Source organism: Aminobacter sp. J41 (assembly GCF_000526635.1).
In the GTDB taxonomy this organism is placed as follows: domain Bacteria; phylum Pseudomonadota; class Alphaproteobacteria; order Rhizobiales; family Rhizobiaceae; genus Aerobium.
Map to the genome: position 1 here is coordinate 48977 of NZ_JAGL01000015.1, position 15951 is coordinate 64927.

The 15951-nt window shown below is 63.2% G+C and carries 16 protein-coding genes; 11 read left to right on the plus strand and 5 right to left on the minus strand.

All coding sequences use genetic code 11. The features are described from left to right. Positions 1–129 precede the first annotated feature (129 nt). Positions 130–1047, plus strand: coding sequence for a LysR family transcriptional regulator (locus L630_RS0111810; protein ID WP_024848463.1), 918 nt, complete (start codon positions 130–132; stop codon positions 1045–1047). A 103-nt stretch (positions 1048–1150) separates the two neighbouring features. On the opposite strand, the gene L630_RS0111815 is transcribed toward L630_RS0111810, so the two are convergent. From L630_RS0111815 to L630_RS0111830, 4 genes are all read right to left on the minus strand, one after another. Further along, on the minus strand, positions 1151–2167 hold the full coding sequence (locus L630_RS0111815; protein ID WP_024848464.1) for an MBL fold metallo-hydrolase: 1017 nt from the start codon (positions 2165–2167) through the stop codon (positions 1151–1153). A 13-nt stretch (positions 2168–2180) separates the two neighbouring features. After that, entirely contained in the window at positions 2181–3497 is a 1317-nt protein-coding gene (locus tag L630_RS0111820) for a TRAP transporter large permease (protein WP_024848465.1), read from the minus strand. Further along, positions 3494–4054, minus strand: a complete 561-nt coding sequence (locus tag L630_RS0111825) for a TRAP transporter small permease (protein WP_024848466.1) — start codon at positions 4052–4054, stop codon at positions 3494–3496. Before L630_RS0111825 ends, L630_RS0111820 begins: the two co-directional genes overlap by 4 nt. A 76-nt stretch (positions 4055–4130) precedes the next feature. Further along, the gene (locus L630_RS0111830) at positions 4131–5204 is read right to left on the minus strand and encodes a C4-dicarboxylate TRAP transporter substrate-binding protein (RefSeq protein ID WP_024848467.1); all 1074 of its coding nucleotides are present in this window, start codon (positions 5202–5204) and stop codon (positions 4131–4133) included. Between the two features lie 160 nt (positions 5205–5364). On the opposite strand from L630_RS0111830, the gene L630_RS0111835 reads away from it, so the two are divergent. The 7 genes from L630_RS0111835 to L630_RS0111865 all read left to right on the plus strand — a co-directional run bounded on the left by L630_RS0111835 (position 5365) and on the right by L630_RS0111865 (position 12642). Continuing rightward, complete coding sequence (locus L630_RS0111835; protein ID WP_024848468.1) at positions 5365–6060, plus strand: TetR family transcriptional regulator; 696 nt, start codon at positions 5365–5367, stop codon at positions 6058–6060. A gap of 32 nt (positions 6061–6092) precedes the next feature. After that, entirely contained in the window at positions 6093–7076 is a 984-nt protein-coding gene (locus tag L630_RS0111840) for a fumarylacetoacetate hydrolase family protein (protein ID WP_024848469.1), read from the plus strand. 20 nt (positions 7077–7096) lie between these two features. Next, on the plus strand, positions 7097–8602 hold the full coding sequence (locus L630_RS0111845; protein WP_024848470.1) for an AMP-binding protein: 1506 nt from the start codon (positions 7097–7099) through the stop codon (positions 8600–8602). Between the two features lie 264 nt (positions 8603–8866). After that, a complete protein-coding gene (locus L630_RS0111850) occupies positions 8867–9832 on the plus strand; it encodes a tripartite tricarboxylate transporter substrate binding protein (protein WP_024848471.1) in 966 nt (321 codons plus the stop codon). A gap of 53 nt (positions 9833–9885) precedes the next feature. Further along, the gene (locus L630_RS0111855; RefSeq protein ID WP_024848472.1) at positions 9886–10611 is read left to right on the plus strand and encodes a dimethylmenaquinone methyltransferase; all 726 of its coding nucleotides are present in this window, start codon (positions 9886–9888) and stop codon (positions 10609–10611) included. Between the two features lie 71 nt (positions 10612–10682). Continuing rightward, positions 10683–11135: a tripartite tricarboxylate transporter TctB family protein gene (locus tag L630_RS0111860; RefSeq protein ID WP_051473227.1), complete on the plus strand. Its 453-nt coding sequence runs from the start codon at positions 10683–10685 to the stop codon at positions 11133–11135. A gap of 4 nt (positions 11136–11139) precedes the next feature. Then, positions 11140–12642 (plus strand): tripartite tricarboxylate transporter permease, encoded by a 1503-nt coding sequence (locus L630_RS0111865; protein WP_024848474.1) that lies wholly within the window; start codon positions 11140–11142, stop codon positions 12640–12642. 18 nt (positions 12643–12660) lie between these two features. Here L630_RS0111865 and L630_RS0111870 read toward each other — a convergent pair whose 3' ends face one another. Then, complete coding sequence (locus L630_RS0111870; protein ID WP_051473229.1) at positions 12661–13467, minus strand: helix-turn-helix domain-containing protein; 807 nt, start codon at positions 13465–13467, stop codon at positions 12661–12663. 123 nt (positions 13468–13590) lie between these two features. Here L630_RS0111870 and L630_RS0111875 point away from each other — a divergent pair, with 123 nt between their 5' ends. From L630_RS0111875 to L630_RS22200, 3 genes are read left to right on the plus strand one after another with little or no spacing between them, the layout of a single operon-like run. After that, positions 13591–14580: a fumarylacetoacetate hydrolase family protein gene (locus L630_RS0111875; protein ID WP_024848476.1), complete on the plus strand. Its 990-nt coding sequence runs from the start codon at positions 13591–13593 to the stop codon at positions 14578–14580. Positions 14581–14583: 3 nt separating this feature from the next. Next, positions 14584–15213: a flavin reductase family protein gene (locus tag L630_RS0111880; protein WP_024848477.1), complete on the plus strand. Its 630-nt coding sequence runs from the start codon at positions 14584–14586 to the stop codon at positions 15211–15213. Between the two features lie 3 nt (positions 15214–15216). Further along, positions 15217–15939, plus strand: coding sequence for a hypothetical protein (locus L630_RS22200; protein ID WP_024848478.1), 723 nt, complete (start codon positions 15217–15219; stop codon positions 15937–15939). Positions 15940–15951 lie beyond the last annotated feature (12 nt).

Sequence of the window (15951 nt, forward strand, 5' to 3'; positions counted from 1 at the left end):
TCTCTCCCTTGAGGACCCCAGGTCCACGTTCGACGGAAATTCGCGCTAGACATATCGATCGCTACTTGTGATGAAAAATTGCATTTTAGTTTGACGCTATGACTAAATGTTATGGGAGGGGGGAGAACGATGCGACTGAAGCCGCGGCAACTTGAAGCGTTCCGGCACGTGATGAATGCCCAGGGTGTCACAGCGGCCGCCGAAGCGATGAATGTCACGCAGCCAGCGGTGAGCCGCCTGATCCGGGATCTGGAAGATGCTGTCGGCATGACGCTCTTTATTCGCGCCGGTGCGCGGCTGGTACCCACCGAGGAAGCGAACCTGCTCCTGAACGAGGTGGAGCGTCTCTACACCGGCATCGATCAGGTGGCCCGCGCGGCGGTGGACATTCGCCGGCACAAGAACGTCGTCCTGCGGATTGGCACCGTTACCTCGCTGGTGCGCCCGTTTCTTCATCAGGCAATCATCGACATAGCTGGCCCGCGGCTCGATCTGCCAATCGTCCTGGACGTCGAAAACAGCAGGCATATCTGGGACATGGTCGAGAAGAACCGTTACGACCTCGGCATCGTTTTCGGCCCGCCTCGCAGCCATCTGCAGACGGTTCACCTTCACGGTTCGGAGGCCGTCGTGGCAATGACCCCCAATCATCCGCTCGCGGAACTGGATCGTGTCACGCCTGCTGATCTTCGGGACTACCGGGTGCTGACTGCAGGCCGGAACTCGCCCCTGCGCAGTGCTCTTGACCGCGCATTTGCGCTGGCTGACCAGACGCCGCTGAACACGATGGAAAGCTCCATGCTCAATTGCTGCCACTTTGCGGCTGCGGGGATGGGAGTCGCAATCGTCGACAGGACCACGCTCCGCGCTGCCAACGTCGATCTAGTCACGCGGCCCTTTAAGCCGACGATCGGCATCTCGTATTACGCAGCACGCCCCGCCGGGAGCAGAAAAATCCAGGTACTCGACGAAATTATCGAGCACATGCGAGTGGCGCTGGAGCGGGACGCAGTGGTTCAGCAACGCAACAATTATGCGCGGTTATAGATGCAAATCGGCAGGATAAAATGGCCGAGGCTGGCATGTTCCACTGAGCTCTTGAGGCCGGCCCGAGCGAACCGGCCTCGCGGCAATCTAAGACTGTCGGCTCCTACCTCCGACCGTGCTGCAAGCCACAGGCTTTGCAGTAGGCCTCGTGCACCGGGCCCCGTCCGAGATGATGACGGAAGCTCTTCATCTCAGCGAAGTACGGGATGGGCGGGCGCACCGGACGTTCAGGCGCGTGATCGAAATCGTCGAACAGCGTCTGGATGGTGACGACAACTCGTTCGGCGTCCTCGCGGTCACGATACTGTCCGAGATCCACTTTGTACGACGCTTCAAGGTAGTCCATGCCGGCCTCCCACAGCGGACGTGCCTTGTCGGTGACGTATTGCAGGTAGTCCCGCATCTCGCGGACGTCGTCGCGAGTCGAAAGTGGCCCATGGCCTGGTACGATGGTCTCGACGTCCATATCGAGCACCATGTCACAGACATTGATCCAGCGCTCGACCGGGCCGTACCAGGCGATCGGCGTGCCGCCCGTGAAGAGGATGTCACCGGTGTAAAGCACCTTGTCATCGGGCACGTAGATCAGCGCGTCGCCCAGCGAGTGCGAGGGACCGACCTCAATTAGCTGCACCTTCTTGTCTCCGACCATTATCTCCATGGTGCCGGAGAAGGTTTCCGTCGGGGGCGTCAGCGTGATGCCGGAAAAGTCGAACGGGCGGAAGCATTCGCGGATGAAGGAGCCGGAGCTGCCGTACTGTTCGGCATTAGCGCAGATTGTCTCCAGCACTTTCGGATCGAAACGCGCGAAGTCATCGACCGTGCCCTGTGTGCCGATGATGCGCGCGCCCTCGACCAACTGGTTGCCGAAGGTGTGGTCGCCGTCAGCATGGGTGTTGACGAGGATGCCGATCTCCTTCGCTGCCGGGATGGAGGTGCGGTACTCGGCCAGCATCTGTGCCGTCAGCTTCAGGTCGAAGAGGGTGTCGACCATCAGCGTTGCGTCGCCGTCAACGATCAGCCCCGCATTCGACCAGCCCCAGCTCCCGTCGGGTTGAAGGTAGGCGTAGCAGCCATTGCCGAGGTCATGAATGCCTCGTGTGAATTGCCATTTGGCCATTGTGACCTCCTCGTTAGATTAGTGCCGTGGCGAGCCACGGGAAGAAGAAGATGAGCAGCAGCACCCCAAGCATCATGGCGGCGAAGGGGGCTGCGCCCGCGAAGATGTCATTGAGCGTAACCTGGCTGTCGGGTCCTAGTGTTGCCCTGACGACGAACACGGCGATGCCGAAAGGTGGCGTCAGCAGGCCGATCTCGACCGCGATAATGACCAGCACGCCAAGCCAGATCAGGTCGACGCCGGTCCCGGTGAGGATCGGGATCGCGATGGGCAAGGTGAGCAGCAGGATCGAAGCGGAGTCGAGGATCGTCCCGAGCAGGATGATCACCAGCATCAGCGCGACGATGATGCCGGTCGCGCCCATGCCGGACTCCATCACCCAGGTCCCGAGCCAGGACGGCATGCCCGACATCGCCAGCATGCGCGAATAGAGGCTCGCCCCCATGATCAGGAAGCAGATGGACGAGGTGGTGTGGCCGGTTTGAACCAGAACCTGCCAGAACCCCTCCCAGGTCAGCCGCCGCCTGACGAGCGCGATGACAAGGGCCCCGAGCGCACCGGCCGCGCCGGCCTCCGTCGGCGTGAAGAAACCGCCATAGATGCCGCCGATCACGACAGCGACGAGAATGACGATCGGCGCGAGCTTCACCAGCATCTCGCCGACGCCCATGTCGCGCGCGGGCTCGTCCAGGGCAGGTTGGCCGGCACCGATGAACGACGGCCACCATTTGCCCATTGCCAGGATGCCGATGCAGTAGACCACCGCGAGCAGGATGCCGGGAAGAATGCCCGCGATGAACAACGTGCCGACCGATTGCTCGGTAAGAACACCGTAGAGGATGAAGAGGAGGCTCGGCGGCAGCAACATGCCGAGCACAGAAGAGCCCGCAACGACGCCGACGGCGAAGCGTCCCGAATAGCCGTGACGCATCATCTCGGGTACCGCGACCTTGGTGAAAACGGCCGCCGATGCGATTGAAATGCCGGTGATCGCCGCAAAAACCGCGTTTGCGGCGACGGTGGCTATGCCGAGACCTCCCAGCACCTTGCGGAACAGCTGCGCCGCGACTTCAAACGTGTCGCGTCCTATTCCGGCGACAGCGACCAGCAGGCCCATCAGCACGAACAGCGGCACGACACCGAAGATGTAGTCGCTGATCGAGTCCTTGAAGGCAATGACCAGCATGTTGGAGGCAATGTCGAAATTGCCCTTCAGCAGCCATACGCCAAGGAACGACAACAGGATCAGCGCGATCGAGACGTGAAGCCCGGAATAGATCAGCAGCAGCATCACGCCGATCGAAAGGAAGGCGATGCCAATGCCGCTCATGGTCGTCCCTCCCGCACGGCCTTCGCGTCGTCATATGCAAGGATCAGGAACTGGATTGCGGTTGCCACTATGCCTAGCAGCACAATCGCAAACAGCGGCCACTGCGGCACGGTGAAGAAGCCGGGATTGCCCATGAAGTGACGCGCCGGAAATCTGAAGGCCGCGGCGAGGCTCGGCCAGAAGGTCCAGGCGACCAATGCCATCAGCAAGCCGCCGACCAGATGGAAGATGCAGAGCAGGGTCCGCCTTGCCCGCGGCGCACTGCGCTCCAGCATGTTGAGCAGAACGTCGGAGCGCGTCATCGAGCCTGAACGCAGCGTATGCGCCAGCTGAAGGAAGACGATGCCAACAATGGAGAACGACACCAGTTCGGGCACCCCGGCGATCGGTGAGTTGATGAAGCTGCGCGCGAATATGTCGGAGTTGATCAGGATCATCAGGACGATGATCCAGACTGTACCGGCGGCGTTCATGACGCTGATGATGCGGCTGAACGGCCCGAAGGGCGCAGTGGGGGGCGGCGCGTCATCGCGCGGGATTGCGGCTTCGCCAGCCATGGCAGGCTCCTGAAGTTTCCTATCCGAAGATGCCGCTCCCGCGCGTGCGGAAGCGGCAGACTGCCCGGCCCGGCAGCTACTCCGCGAGATAGTCGCGGGAGAAGGTGAAACCGGCGGCCTTCAGGTTGTCGCGATAGGCTTCGAGCACCTTTCGGCCCGGCTCGCCACGCGCTTCGGCTGCTTCTGCCCAGGCCTTGGTCGGGTTTGGCAGTGCCTTTGCCCAGGCCTCGCGTTCCGCGGCGTCCATCTCAACGACGGTGCCGCCAGCGTCGAGCATGGTCTTCTTCATCGCCTCGTAGCGCTGTTCCTGTTCGGCGAAATAGGCTTCCGAATAAGCCTTGGCGCCGGCCTTGAACGCGGCTTTCACCTCGTCGCTGAACGTATCCCACCGCTGCTGCGACACGCCGAGGCCACCGATATACATCGCGCCGAAGCCGACCTCGTTCCAGTGCGGGGCAACTTCGTAAAGCTTGGCCGGGACGGCTGCCGTCATCCAGCCGATGAAGCCGTCATACACACCCGTCTTGATGTCATTGTAGAAGCTGATGAAGGAGCCCTGTACGCCAACAGCGCCGGTCCCGGCCAGCCAGGCGAGGTTGGGGCCCGCCCCGCCGAGCTTGATTCCGTTGAAGTCGGCAACCTTGCCGAGCGGCTTGTTCGCACCGATGTTGTAACCGTCAATCGCAATGCCGCCGCCGATGTAGACGACGCCGGTTGCCTTCTCCAGCTCCGCAAGCGCACCTTCGGTTTCGACCAGCGCCTTTTCTGCGGCGTCCGTGACCTGCCGCGGATCGGTCGGGCCAAACGGCATGGCATAGGTCAGGTTGAGCAGACCAAACTGAGCCGGGCTGAACACGCCCATGACCTGACCGACATCCATGATGCCCTGCTGGAAGGCTTCCGCCTCGGAGCCGAGCTTGATGATCGTTCCGCCGTAGCCCTGGGTCCATTCAACCTTGTAGTTTCCGGTCTTGGCGAGCTCAGCGTCCACCGCCGGGATGAAGGTCTCCTTGATGTGCTTCACCCACAGGAAAACTTCAGGATGGCCCGTCGCAACGGTCAGGTTAAGCACCTCCTGCGACTGCGCGGGAGCGGCGGCGACGGTAACAGCGAGTGCAGCAACACCCGCAAGAAAAGCCTTACGGAACATGAATTTACCTCCCAAGTAAAAGCAGAGCGCCTTTGCTCTCTCCCCGCGCTCTTGAACAAACGCTAACTTGGATTGAACAAGTTGACAAGAGTTTTGATATGTCGTTCAAATCATCCAACAGAACGGCTGTGAGGCCGGGTTCCGGGATCAGACGGCAGAGATGAAAAAGACGCGCAAGACGGCGGGCGCAGATACGGAAGCAGCACAGCGCAACCCCGCTGCGACGCGCGCGCGTATCCTCCAGGCGGCAGAGGTGGAATTCGCCGATCATGGATTTGATGGCGTTTCGGTGCGCCAGATCGCGCTGCGGGCCGATGTGCCTGTCGCGTTGATCAACTATCACTTCGGCAGCAAGGAAGGTCTTTACCGCGCAATCTTCGAGATGCGCGCGTCGATGATCATCGATGACCGTATCGCCGGGCTGCGCCTGGCCGGGATGGAGCCGGATCGCGACCGCAAGGTCGAAATGATCGTCAAGGCGGTACTGGTGCCGAACCTGCATATGCGCAGCCAGGAGCGCAACTCCGCCTATTCCCGCATCCTCGCCCGCGAGGTGTCAGACCCGAAGTCCACCTCGCGCGGCATCATCGCCGAGTTTTTCGATCCGGTTGCCCACAAGGTGATGGCCGCTTTGAAGGAGGCGATGCCGGAGCGGTCGATGGAAGAGATCAACTGGGGGTATCAGGCGATGCTGGGTGTCATGGTCTACACCATGGCCGACACTGGCCGCATTGCGCGCCTGTCGGATGGCGTCTGCGATCCCGAGGACGAACTTGCCACCGCGACACATCTCGTGGCGCTGATGAAAGCAGCGCTGCTCTACAGCAAGGTGCCCCCGAAGCTGGGGGAGAGCTGATCGCAGCGCTCATCGTAGAGGGAGGAGAAGCGATGAAACTGGTTACCTACGACAGGAAGGGAACGCAGCGGGCAGGGGCCCTGGTCGATGGTGATCACAAGATCATCGACCTCAACGACGCGCACGAGGAGGTTTACGGAAAGCAGCACGAGTCCTTCCGGTCGGTGCATGACATGATCGAGGCAGGAGATGCCGCTCTCGACATGGCATACGAGCTTCTGAAGAAGGCAACAAACTCTGCGTTCCCGCGTGCGGACGTGAAGCTGCTGGCGCCCGTTCCGGTGCCGATCCAGATCCGCGACTGCCTTTGCTTCGAGACCCACCTGAAGCAGGCCTTTGACGCTGCCCGTCGCGTGCGCGCAAATGCAATGCCGGATCCCGAGAAGGCCCTTGAGGAGTTCGAGCGCACGGGCGTTCTCGCAGTGCCGAAGACGTTTTACGAACGGCCGATTTACTACAAGGCGAACCGCTTTTCCGTGGTGGGTACGGACGAGGACGTCTACTGGCCGCGCTATTCGACGATCATGGATTTCGAGCTCGAGTTCGGCTTCTTCATCCGCAAGAAGGGTGTCGACATCTCGCGCGACAAGGCGCGCGACTACATCTACGGCTATACGATCTTCAACGACTTTTCAGCCCGTGACGCGCAGACCGCCGAGATGGGCGGCCAGCTTGGCCCGGCCAAGGGCAAGGATTTCGACTTCGGCAACGCGATGGGCCCCTGCCTCGTCACGGCGGACGAGCTGAAGGACCCATACAACCTGACCATGATCTGCCGCGTCAACGGTGAGGAGTGGGGCAGGGGCAATTCCGGCTCGATGCACTGGAAGTTCGAGGATCTTCTTGCCTACATTTCCCAGTCCGAGACGATCTATCCGGGCGAGTTCTTCGGCTCGGGCACCGTCGGCAACGGCTGCGGGTTGGAACACATGCGCTTCCTCAAGCATGGCGACGTCGTCGAGCTCGAGGTCGAGAACATCGGTATCCTGCGTAACAGGGTGCTGGTGCGGCAGTAACAGCGTTTCGAGGAAATTCGATGAACGTCTATTCGCTGTTGACCGACGCCGTTCGTCGGCGTGGGCAGGACGTCGCGCTACGATACGGGGATCGGACGATCACCTATCGCGAGTTCGACGCGACCTGCGCTGCGCTAGGGCGCTGGTTTTCTGAGCATGGCTACGCGCGCGGTGATCGGGTGCTACTCTTCATCCGCAATGGCTTCGAATACCCGGCGCTGCTGCTTGGCACGATGCGGGCGGGCCTGATCGTCGTTCCCGTGAACGCCAAGCTTCATCCGCGCGAAGTTGCCTGGATTGCCGGCAACGCAGAGGCGCGACTTATCCTCGCGCACGGGGATCAGGTGGAATCGATCCGCTCCGCACTGCCTGAAGGTCACCAGCCGACGATCATCGCCATCGAGGATTTCCGATTTCCCGAGGCAGACGGACCAGCTACCCCGGTTGCGGAGGTTGAACCCGATGACCCAGCCTGGATCTTCTATACGTCCGGCACGACGGGCAAGCCGAAGGGCGCGACGCTTAGCCATCGCAACCTGGTTGCCTGCGCCAGCAACTGCATAGCCGATGTCTTTGCCTTTCAGCAGGAAGATCGCGTGCTGCACGTTGCTCCGCTTTCGCACGGTAGCGGCCTCTACCTGATTCCGGCGATGGCGCGTGGCTCTGAAAACATCATCTACGACCGCACCGGGTTCCGCGCCGATGAGGTAATCGGGACGGTGGCGGAGCTACGTGTTTCCGTGATCGCCTTCGTCGCCCCGACGATGATCGTGCGCATGCTGGAGGCAGAAACCGGAGCCGACACCTCGTCGCTGCGGGGTGTCATCTACGGCGGTGCGCCGATCCATCTCGACCACATCCGCGCGGCGGTGGCGAAGTTCGGCCCGATCTTCCACCAGCTGTACGGGCAGGGTGAGGCGCCGATGACGATCTCGTACCTGCCGGGCAGCCACCATCTTGGCGCGGACGATGAAACGCTGGTTTCGGCCGGCTATGTCCGTACCGGTGTTGAGGTGCGGATCGTCGATGAGGACGACAACGACGTCCCTGACGGCGAAGATGGCGAAATATGCGTTCGCGGCGATGTCGTGATGAAGGGCTACTGGCGCAACCCGGAGGCCAGCCAAAAGGCTCTGAAGGGCGGCTGGCTTCACACGGGGGACATGGGCCGGTTCGACAAAGGGGGGCGCCTTCGCGTCCTCGACCGGCGCCACGACACCATCATCTCGGGCGGCACCAACATCTATCCGAAGGAAGTGGAAGACGTGATCGCCGCACATCCGGCGGTGCGGGAGGTGATCGCCTTCGGGCTCCCCGATCCACAATGGGGCGAGTGCGTCGCGGTTGCAGTGGTAGCCGGTGACAGCGGCTTCGACGAGCAGGCACTGCTGGCTTATTGCAAGGAAAACCTGGCTTCCTTCAAGAAGCCCCAGCGGGTCTTCTTCCTCGACGACCTGCCGAAGAACGCCTACGGCAAGGTCCTGCGCCGCCAGCTGCGGGAGAAGTTCGGGGGCACCGGGGCGTAAGGGTCCAGGGTTCACTGCGCATCATCTCTCGACCGTTCTGCAATTGATGATCCCGACAAGCCGGAGGCCGGTGCCCGGCTTGCTGACCCCTTTGGGGCTACTCCGACGTAGTGTCACCTTGTCCCCGCTCATGCCCCTTCATTCCGACATACGGAACATGTCGGTATCAGGCTGGCTCGTCAGGGTGCCGCGGCATAAGGCTCGGTCATGCGCCGGCCTCAGGAGGCCTGAAGAGGTCCGGCGTCAAGCGGGAGAACAACAGACATGCTGAAGAAATATCTGGCCGGTGCGGCACTGGGACTGATGAGCCTTGGTCTTGCCGTGTCGGGCGCCGTGGCGCAGTCCACCTATCCTGATCGCCCGATCACGCTGGTCGTTCCGTTCGCTGCCGGCGGCGGCACCGACATCCTGGCGCGCAAGGTTGCCGACGGCATCTCCAAGAGCCTCGGCCAGCCGGTCGTCGTCGAGAACAAGCCGGGGGCGGGCAGCCTCGTCGGCGTCCAGTACGCGTCGCAGCAGAAGCCGGACGGCTACACCCTGCTGATGATGTCGTCGTCCTACGTTACCAACGTCGTCCTCAGCGACCAGAAGCCGTACGACCCGGCCACCGATTTCGAGCCGGTGACGATGGTCTCGATCTCGCCGACCGCACTCGTCGTCCACCCGAGTGTCAAGGCTGAGAACCTCAAGGAGTTCATCGACCTCGCCAAGAACGAGCCGGGCTCGGTCAACTACGGCACCTTCGGTGACCGCTCGCAGCCGCACCTGTCGTCGGTGCTTTTCGGTGCTGAAGCCGGCCTTGAGATGAATGCAATTCCTTATGGCGGCGGCGGCCCGGCCGTGACGGCCGTGGTCAGCGGCGAGGTCGACATGCTGATGCCGACTATCATGCTGGTCCAGCCGCATGTCGAGAGCGGCGCCCTGCGCGCACTGGCGATCGCGTCGTCCGAGCGCAGCCCGCTCGCGCCTGACGTCCCGACCTTCGCGGAGGCCGGTTTCCCGTTCGAGATGGGTACTTGGTTCGGCATCGCGGCCCCCGCCGGCACCGATGCGGAGATCGTCAAGAAGGTCTCGGACGCTGCCGTCGAGTTCCTGACCACGGAAGAGATGCGCAAGGAAATCGAAGGCGAAGGCTCGGTGCTGCTGGCACTTGATCCAGCCAAGACCAAGGAGTTCGTGCTCAACGAGATCGAGCGCTGGACCAAGGTCAAGGAAAAGGGCCTGTTCTAAGCCAACTCCTTCCGGGCGGCGTGAGCCGCCCGGTCTGCTTTATGGATACGACAATGACACCAAGACTGACCGGCAAGATCGCCGCCGAGCGCATCGCCACGTTCGACATTCCGCGTCCCTCGCAGGACATCATCGACGCCTTCAGGACCATCGGCTGCGATACCTCGATGGTGTCGGACGTGATGGACAAGCTGGGGCTCTTTGGCGCCATCGCCGCCTCGAAGCTACAGCCGACGATCCACGGCCAGCCGATTGTGGGACCCGCGGTGACGGTGCGCCACGAGCCGCTTCGCGGCGACGGCAACCCCAACCAGCGTGCAGCCTCTGGCTTCAACGGGATGGCTGAGATGGAGGCGCATAACCTCGCCAAGCCCGGCGATGTCGTCGTCATCCAGGGCGTCGCGGGACTATCGAACATGGGGGGCGTGTCCTCGACCATCGCCCACCGCCAGGGCGTCGTGGGTGCCATTGTCGATGGCGGCATTCGCGACCTCAACCTGTCGCGCGAGATCGGTTTCCCGAAATGGGCAACGGAGGTGACCCCCGTCACCGGCAAGTGGCGCGTCCAGACGACTGAGATCAACGGTCCGGTCAGCATCTGCGGCCTGCGTGTCAATCCGGGCGACCTGATCGTCGCCGACGACACCGGTGTCTGCGTGGTTCCGCTCGAGCACGCGCGTGCGGTCGCCGACGGCTGTCTCAAGATGTTCGAGCTGGAGGCCCGCCGCCTCGAGGCTGTGCGCGCAGGTTCGCACATTGCGGACCTGCCCAAGGCCTGATCTTTTCGCTTACGCGCCGCCCGCATCCCATTCTTCGGACGGGCGGCGAATTTTTTACCGGAGGAGCTGACATGCTGCGGTTTTTGCTGCGCAGTCCGGACGGGCAAACGGCCCTTCTGTTCGTCGCTTTCGGCCTCGCCGTCGCGTGGGGCGCAACCACCTATACGCTCGGAACGCCGGGTCGCATGGGACCGGGCTTCTTTCCGTTCGTCCTCGGTATCTTGCTTGCCCTGCTGGGACTAGGCGTGTTCGTCTCTGGCTGGGCAAAGCGCGAGCGCGAGGAATTCGGCCCGACGCCGTGGCGGGCGATCATCTTCATCACCGCCGCTGCCTTGGCAGCCGGGGTCTTGCTGGAGCGATTCGGCCTTGCGCCGGCGGTTATTGCCTCGACCTTCATCGGCGCCCTAGCCGAGCCGCGCGCCAGCTGGCTGCGCGTTGCGGCGGTTTCCGTCGCACTCGTGATCTTCGCCTGGCTCGTCTTCATCGTCGGGCTCGATCTCCGTGTGCCGGTCGTAAGGTTCTGATCCCATGGAATTCATCGACAATCTCGCGCTCGGCTTTTCCTACTCGCTGGCGCTGCACAACATCCTCTACTGTTTCATCGGCGCGCTGCTCGGTACCGCGATCGGCGTGCTGCCGGGTCTGGGGCCGCTCGCTACCATCGCGATGCTCCTGCCGCTGACTTTCACGCTCGACCCGATCTCGGCGCTGATCATGCTCGCCGGCATCTATTACGGCGCTCAGTATGGCGGCTCGACCACCGCGATCCTCGTAAACCTGCCGGGCGAGAATTCGTCGGTCGTAACGGCCATCGACGGCTACCAGATGGCGCGGCAGGGCCGCGGCGGCGCGGCTCTGGCAACGGCGGCCCTGGCTTCGGTGCTCGCCGGCGTGCTCGCTACCTTCTTCATCGCCAGCTTCTCGCCAATCCTGGCGCAAGCGGCACTGTCGTTCAAATCGCCCGAATATTTCTCGCTGATGATCGTCGGCCTGATCGCTGCAGTGATCCTCGCCAACGGCTCGATCATCAAGGCGATCGGCATGGTGGTGGTCGGGCTCATCCTCGGCACTGTCGGCACCGATCTCAACAGCGGTGTTACCCGCTTCGGCTTCGGCCTGCTGCCGCTGATGTCCGGCCTCGAGTTCGTCGCCATTTCCATGGGCCTGTTCGCCTTCGCCGAGATCATGGCCAATGTCGCACAGAAGTCGTCCGGCAAGACTGACTTGCACCGTGTGACCCGCCTGTGGCCGTCCAAGGACGATTTCCGACTTGGTACGCCGGCGGCGATCCGCGGCACGCTGCTTGGGTCCATCCTCGGCATCCTGCCGGGCGGCGGCGCGGCGCTCGCCTCCTTCTCCGCCTATTCGTTGGAAAAGAAGGTCGCGCGGGACCCTTCAGCCTTCGGCCACGGTGCGATCCAGGGCGTTGCCGGACCCGAGGCCGCCAATAATGCCGCGGCCCAGACATCGTTCATCCCGATGCTCACCCTCGCTATCCCCTCCAACGGCGTGATGGCGCTGATGATGGGCGCGATGATGGTGCACAACATTGTCCCCGGCCCGATGGTCCTGACGCAGAACGCTCCGATGTTCTGGGCTCTCGTCACCTCGATGCTGATCGGCAATGTGATCCTGGTGCTGCTCAACCTGCCACTGGTGGGCCTCTGGGTGAAGCTGATCAGCGTGCCCTATACGGTGCTTTATCCGGCGATCCTGATGTTCTGCCTGATCGGCCTATACGGGATCGAGAATTCGAGCTTCAACGTCTATGTCGCGGGCGTCTTCGGGCTCGTCGGCTTCCTCTTGCACAAGCTGAGGTGCGAGCCGGCGCCGCTGCTGCTGGGCTTCATCCTCGGCCCGCTGCTGGAAGAGAACCTGCGTCGCTCGCTGCTCTTGTCGAAGGGCGACTTCTCGATCTTCGTCAGCCGGCCGATCTCGCTGACGCTGCTGCTCCTCGCCGCCGTCCTGCTGATCTCGACCATGCTGCCGAGCCTGCGCAAGAAGCGCGAGGAAGCCTTCGCCGAAGACTGAGCGCCCGCCGTCCGGCCCTCAGGCTATGTCCTGCGGGCCGGGCAGCTCTTCGCGGCCTTCCCTCTCGCTGCGTTCGCTTGACGAGGCAGCCGGTGGCATTGCCCGCAACCGCTCCAGCATGTCCTGTGCCGTCACCTTCAGATCCTCCGCCATCCTCGCCTTGGCGTCCTCGCCGAGCGCCGAGCGGAAGAAGGTGATGCCGACGGTCGCCGCCACGCGGCCCGTACGGCAAAGGACCGGCACGGCAATCGAGTTGGTCTGCGGCTCCGTTGCTGGATCGCGCTCGGCCCAGCCCTGGCGGCGGTAGAGCTCGATGTAGGGCTCGACGAAATCGCGGCCCGCCTTGTCGAGGCGAGCGAAAAGCCGCTCGCGCTCCTCCTCCGGGCAAAAGGCGAGATAGGCGCGTCCGTGCGCCCGGTGCAGCATCGACAGCCTGCGGCTCATCGTCGAATGCTTGTGCGACAGGGGGCTGCGCGAAATCGTCGAATAACGGACCACCATGTGGTCGTAGTCCAGCACGGCCATAGCCGCCGGCCAAAGCGCCCGCTCAGTGAAGGCGTCTAGCGGCGGCGCTGCCGCCTCGACCAGCCGCGACACGGTGTTGTAGCCGTCACTCAGCGCCAGCACGCGCGACGACAGGCAGTAGCCGGCGTTGCGCTCGAGCCGTGTGACGTAGCCCCGGCTTTCCAGCACCTGCAGGATCCGCACAATGGTCGGCTTGGAATAGCCGGTCCGCGCATGAATGTCGCGCAGCCGCATGGGGCCCTGGTGGTTCATTGCCTCGAGGATTGCGAGGCCTTTCTCGAGAGAGGTTTCGGCCGCCATAGTCATCACTCAAAAATCGCCGTGTTCCGGTTCGCGGAACATTCGAGCGTCGCGCTCCTTCTCCGCGGTCATGCGCGCTATGCCGATACCACATCGCGTCAACGAGACAATGAGAGCATAGCAATGAAGCTCGGAACCATTCTTCACAACGGCCGGCGTGAACTTGTCGGTGCCTGCGGCGAGGACAAGGCAGTGCTGCTGCGTCCGCTGCTGGCCGAGGCCGGTCTTGCCGAGGCTGGCCTGTCCATGAACGACTTCATCGAGGCCGGCGCCCCGGCACTCGAGGCAGCCCGGGCGATCCTCGCTCGCAGCGACCTTCCGGCATCGTATGTGCTCTCGACGGACGGACTCGACTGGCTCGCCCCGCAGCCGCGCCCGAGCAAGATCCTTGGAGTCGCCTTCAACAATATGGGTATCCGCAAGGCCGCCTTCCGCGATCCCGGCGTGCCGAACTTCTTCCTCAAGGCGCCGTCGTCGCTCACAGGCCACGGCAAGCCGATCATCGTGCGCAAGAACTATGGCGAAACAATCCCGGAGCTTGAGCTCGCCGGTATTATCGGCAAGCGCATCAAGGACGCGACCGTGGAAGAAGCCCGTGCCGCGATCTTCGGCTTCGGCATCATCAACGACATCACCTCGCACGGGCTGAAGTTCCAGCTCGACTCGATCTCGACCTCGCGCTCGTCGGACCTGCTGCGCCCGTTCCACCTCAACTGGCGGCGCCAACATGGCGAGGAAGACCGCGACGTCCACTACGTCTACCACGCCCGCTCCAAGGCTTCGGACACCTTCGGCCCGATGGCGCCGTGGATCACGACCGCCGATGATGTGGCCGACCCTAACAACCTCTCCGTCACCGGCTGGTTCAACGGTGAGGTGTTCGCCGAGGATTCGACCTCAAACTACCGCTTCAAAGTCGAGGAAGTCGTCGCCGAAGCCTCGCGCTACTTCACGCTGGAGCCGGGCGACATGTTCTGCTTCGGCACGTCGGCGCGCGGCAACGAAAAGTTTCCGCACGGCCACCGCAGCGTGAACCTGCATGAGACACAGGGTGAGGTCGCCGTCGAGATCTCTGGCCTCGGCCGTCTCTCCAATCCCGTCATCCTGGAATAGTCCATGCTGATCGATCTGCGCGACGCGCCGCTCGCCGACCGCGGCCTGATGAACGCCATCGTCGCCCCGCGCCCGATCGCGTGGATCGGCAGCCAGGACAGGGAGGGGCGACGAAACCTCGCCCCGTTCTCCCACTTCAACGTCGCCTCCGGCGCGCCGCCGTTCATCTCAGTGTCGATGAACACGCCGGAGGACCGCCCGCGCAAGGATACCCTCGCCAACATCCTCGACACCGGGGTCTTCTCCGTGAACCTCGTCAGCGAGGATCTGCTGCGCCAAATGGTGGCAACTTCCGCGCCCCTGCCCCCGGGCACGGACGAGGCGGCAGAACTCGGCATTGCCGTGGAGCCCTGCGACTACGTCGCCGCACCACGCGTGGCGCGGGCCCCGGCAACGCTCGAATGCCGCCTCTACCGCACCATCGAAATTGAACCAGAACGCGAGGGCGACACGCTGAGCACGCTGGTGCTCGGCCGAGTCATTGCAATCCGCCTCGCCGACGAATGTCTCGACGAGAAGCAGCGCTTTGATCCGCAACGCGCCGCGCTCGTCGCTCGCGCTGCCGGCATCCAGTACCTGACGGTGCGAGAGACGGTAGCCATCCCCGCGCCATTCAAACGTGCAGGGAGCTGACCCATGCAGCCGACGCGCCATTCCTACACGCCGATCGATACGGCCGAGCCGGTGACAATGGTCGAAGGCGACGGCATTGCCGTCCGACGAATCCGCGCCGGCCACATCGGCACAAAGCTTGAAACGCCGGCGACGGGCGAAAGCATCTTCGTCCTGCTGGGAGGCAAGGCCTTCGCAACCGGCCAGCTGATGGAAGGCGAGCGGCAGCTCGCTATCGTCGCGCCGCGCTCGGACATCGCGCTTGAGCCCGGCTCGACCGGTTGGCTGATATCGCCAACCCGATCCGCTTCATCCTACAACCGCCTTGCGCCGCTGCCGGCGCTCTACGACATGGACACGCTGCAGCCACCGGCGGACAATCCGCGGCTAAAGATGCTGCAGACCGACGCGATGAGCATCAACTGGGTGCGATATGAGGGGCCGCGCAACCGCAGACAGCTCTCGCCGCATGCGCACGCCGACTTCTCGCAAGGCGGCCTCGCGCTCGAAGGCGACTTCGTCCATCACCTGCGCACGCCCTGGGGCAAGAACGCTGACGACTGGCGCGAGGACGTCCATCTTGCCGCCGCCAGCCCCAGCCTCGTCGTCATCCCGCCCACAGTCGAGCACACGACTGAAGGCACCGGCGATGGCTGGCACCTGCTGATCGACCTCTTCAATCCCCCGCGCGCCGACTTCATCGCGAAGGGCTGGATGCTAAACGCTGCGGATTATAAAGCGGCGTAGGGCGTCTTGCCG

Bases quoted from the DNA above. Each gene is read 5' to 3' on its own strand.
- L630_RS0111810 (WP_024848463.1), top strand. From the start codon at position 130: ATGCGACTGAAGCCGCGGCAACTTGAAGCGTTCCGGCACGTGATGAAT.
- L630_RS0111855 (WP_024848472.1), top strand. From the start codon at position 9,886: ATGACACCAAGACTGACCGGCAAGATCGCCGCCGAGCGCATCGCCACG.
- L630_RS0111820 (WP_024848465.1), bottom strand. From the start codon at position 3,497: ATGAGCGGCATTGGCATCGCCTTCCTTTCGATCGGCGTGATGCTGCTG.
- L630_RS0111815 (WP_024848464.1), bottom strand. From the start codon at position 2,167: ATGGCCAAATGGCAATTCACACGAGGCATTCATGACCTCGGCAATGGC.
- L630_RS0111835 (WP_024848468.1), top strand. From the start codon at position 5,365: ATGAAAAAGACGCGCAAGACGGCGGGCGCAGATACGGAAGCAGCACAG.
- L630_RS0111875 (WP_024848476.1), top strand. From the start codon at position 13,591: ATGAAGCTCGGAACCATTCTTCACAACGGCCGGCGTGAACTTGTCGGT.
- L630_RS0111825 (WP_024848466.1), bottom strand. From the start codon at position 4,054: ATGGCTGGCGAAGCCGCAATCCCGCGCGATGACGCGCCGCCCCCCACT.
- L630_RS0111870 (WP_051473229.1), bottom strand. From the start codon at position 13,467: ATGGCGGCCGAAACCTCTCTCGAGAAAGGCCTCGCAATCCTCGAGGCA.
- L630_RS0111830 (WP_024848467.1), bottom strand. From the start codon at position 5,204: ATGTTCCGTAAGGCTTTTCTTGCGGGTGTTGCTGCACTCGCTGTTACC.
- L630_RS0111845 (WP_024848470.1), top strand. From the start codon at position 7,097: ATGAACGTCTATTCGCTGTTGACCGACGCCGTTCGTCGGCGTGGGCAG.
- L630_RS0111840 (WP_024848469.1), top strand. From the start codon at position 6,093: ATGAAACTGGTTACCTACGACAGGAAGGGAACGCAGCGGGCAGGGGCC.
- L630_RS0111860 (WP_051473227.1), top strand. From the start codon at position 10,683: ATGCTGCGGTTTTTGCTGCGCAGTCCGGACGGGCAAACGGCCCTTCTG.
- L630_RS0111865 (WP_024848474.1), top strand. From the start codon at position 11,140: ATGGAATTCATCGACAATCTCGCGCTCGGCTTTTCCTACTCGCTGGCG.
- L630_RS0111880 (WP_024848477.1), top strand. From the start codon at position 14,584: ATGCTGATCGATCTGCGCGACGCGCCGCTCGCCGACCGCGGCCTGATG.
- L630_RS0111850 (WP_024848471.1), top strand. From the start codon at position 8,867: ATGCTGAAGAAATATCTGGCCGGTGCGGCACTGGGACTGATGAGCCTT.
- L630_RS22200 (WP_024848478.1), top strand. From the start codon at position 15,217: ATGCAGCCGACGCGCCATTCCTACACGCCGATCGATACGGCCGAGCCG.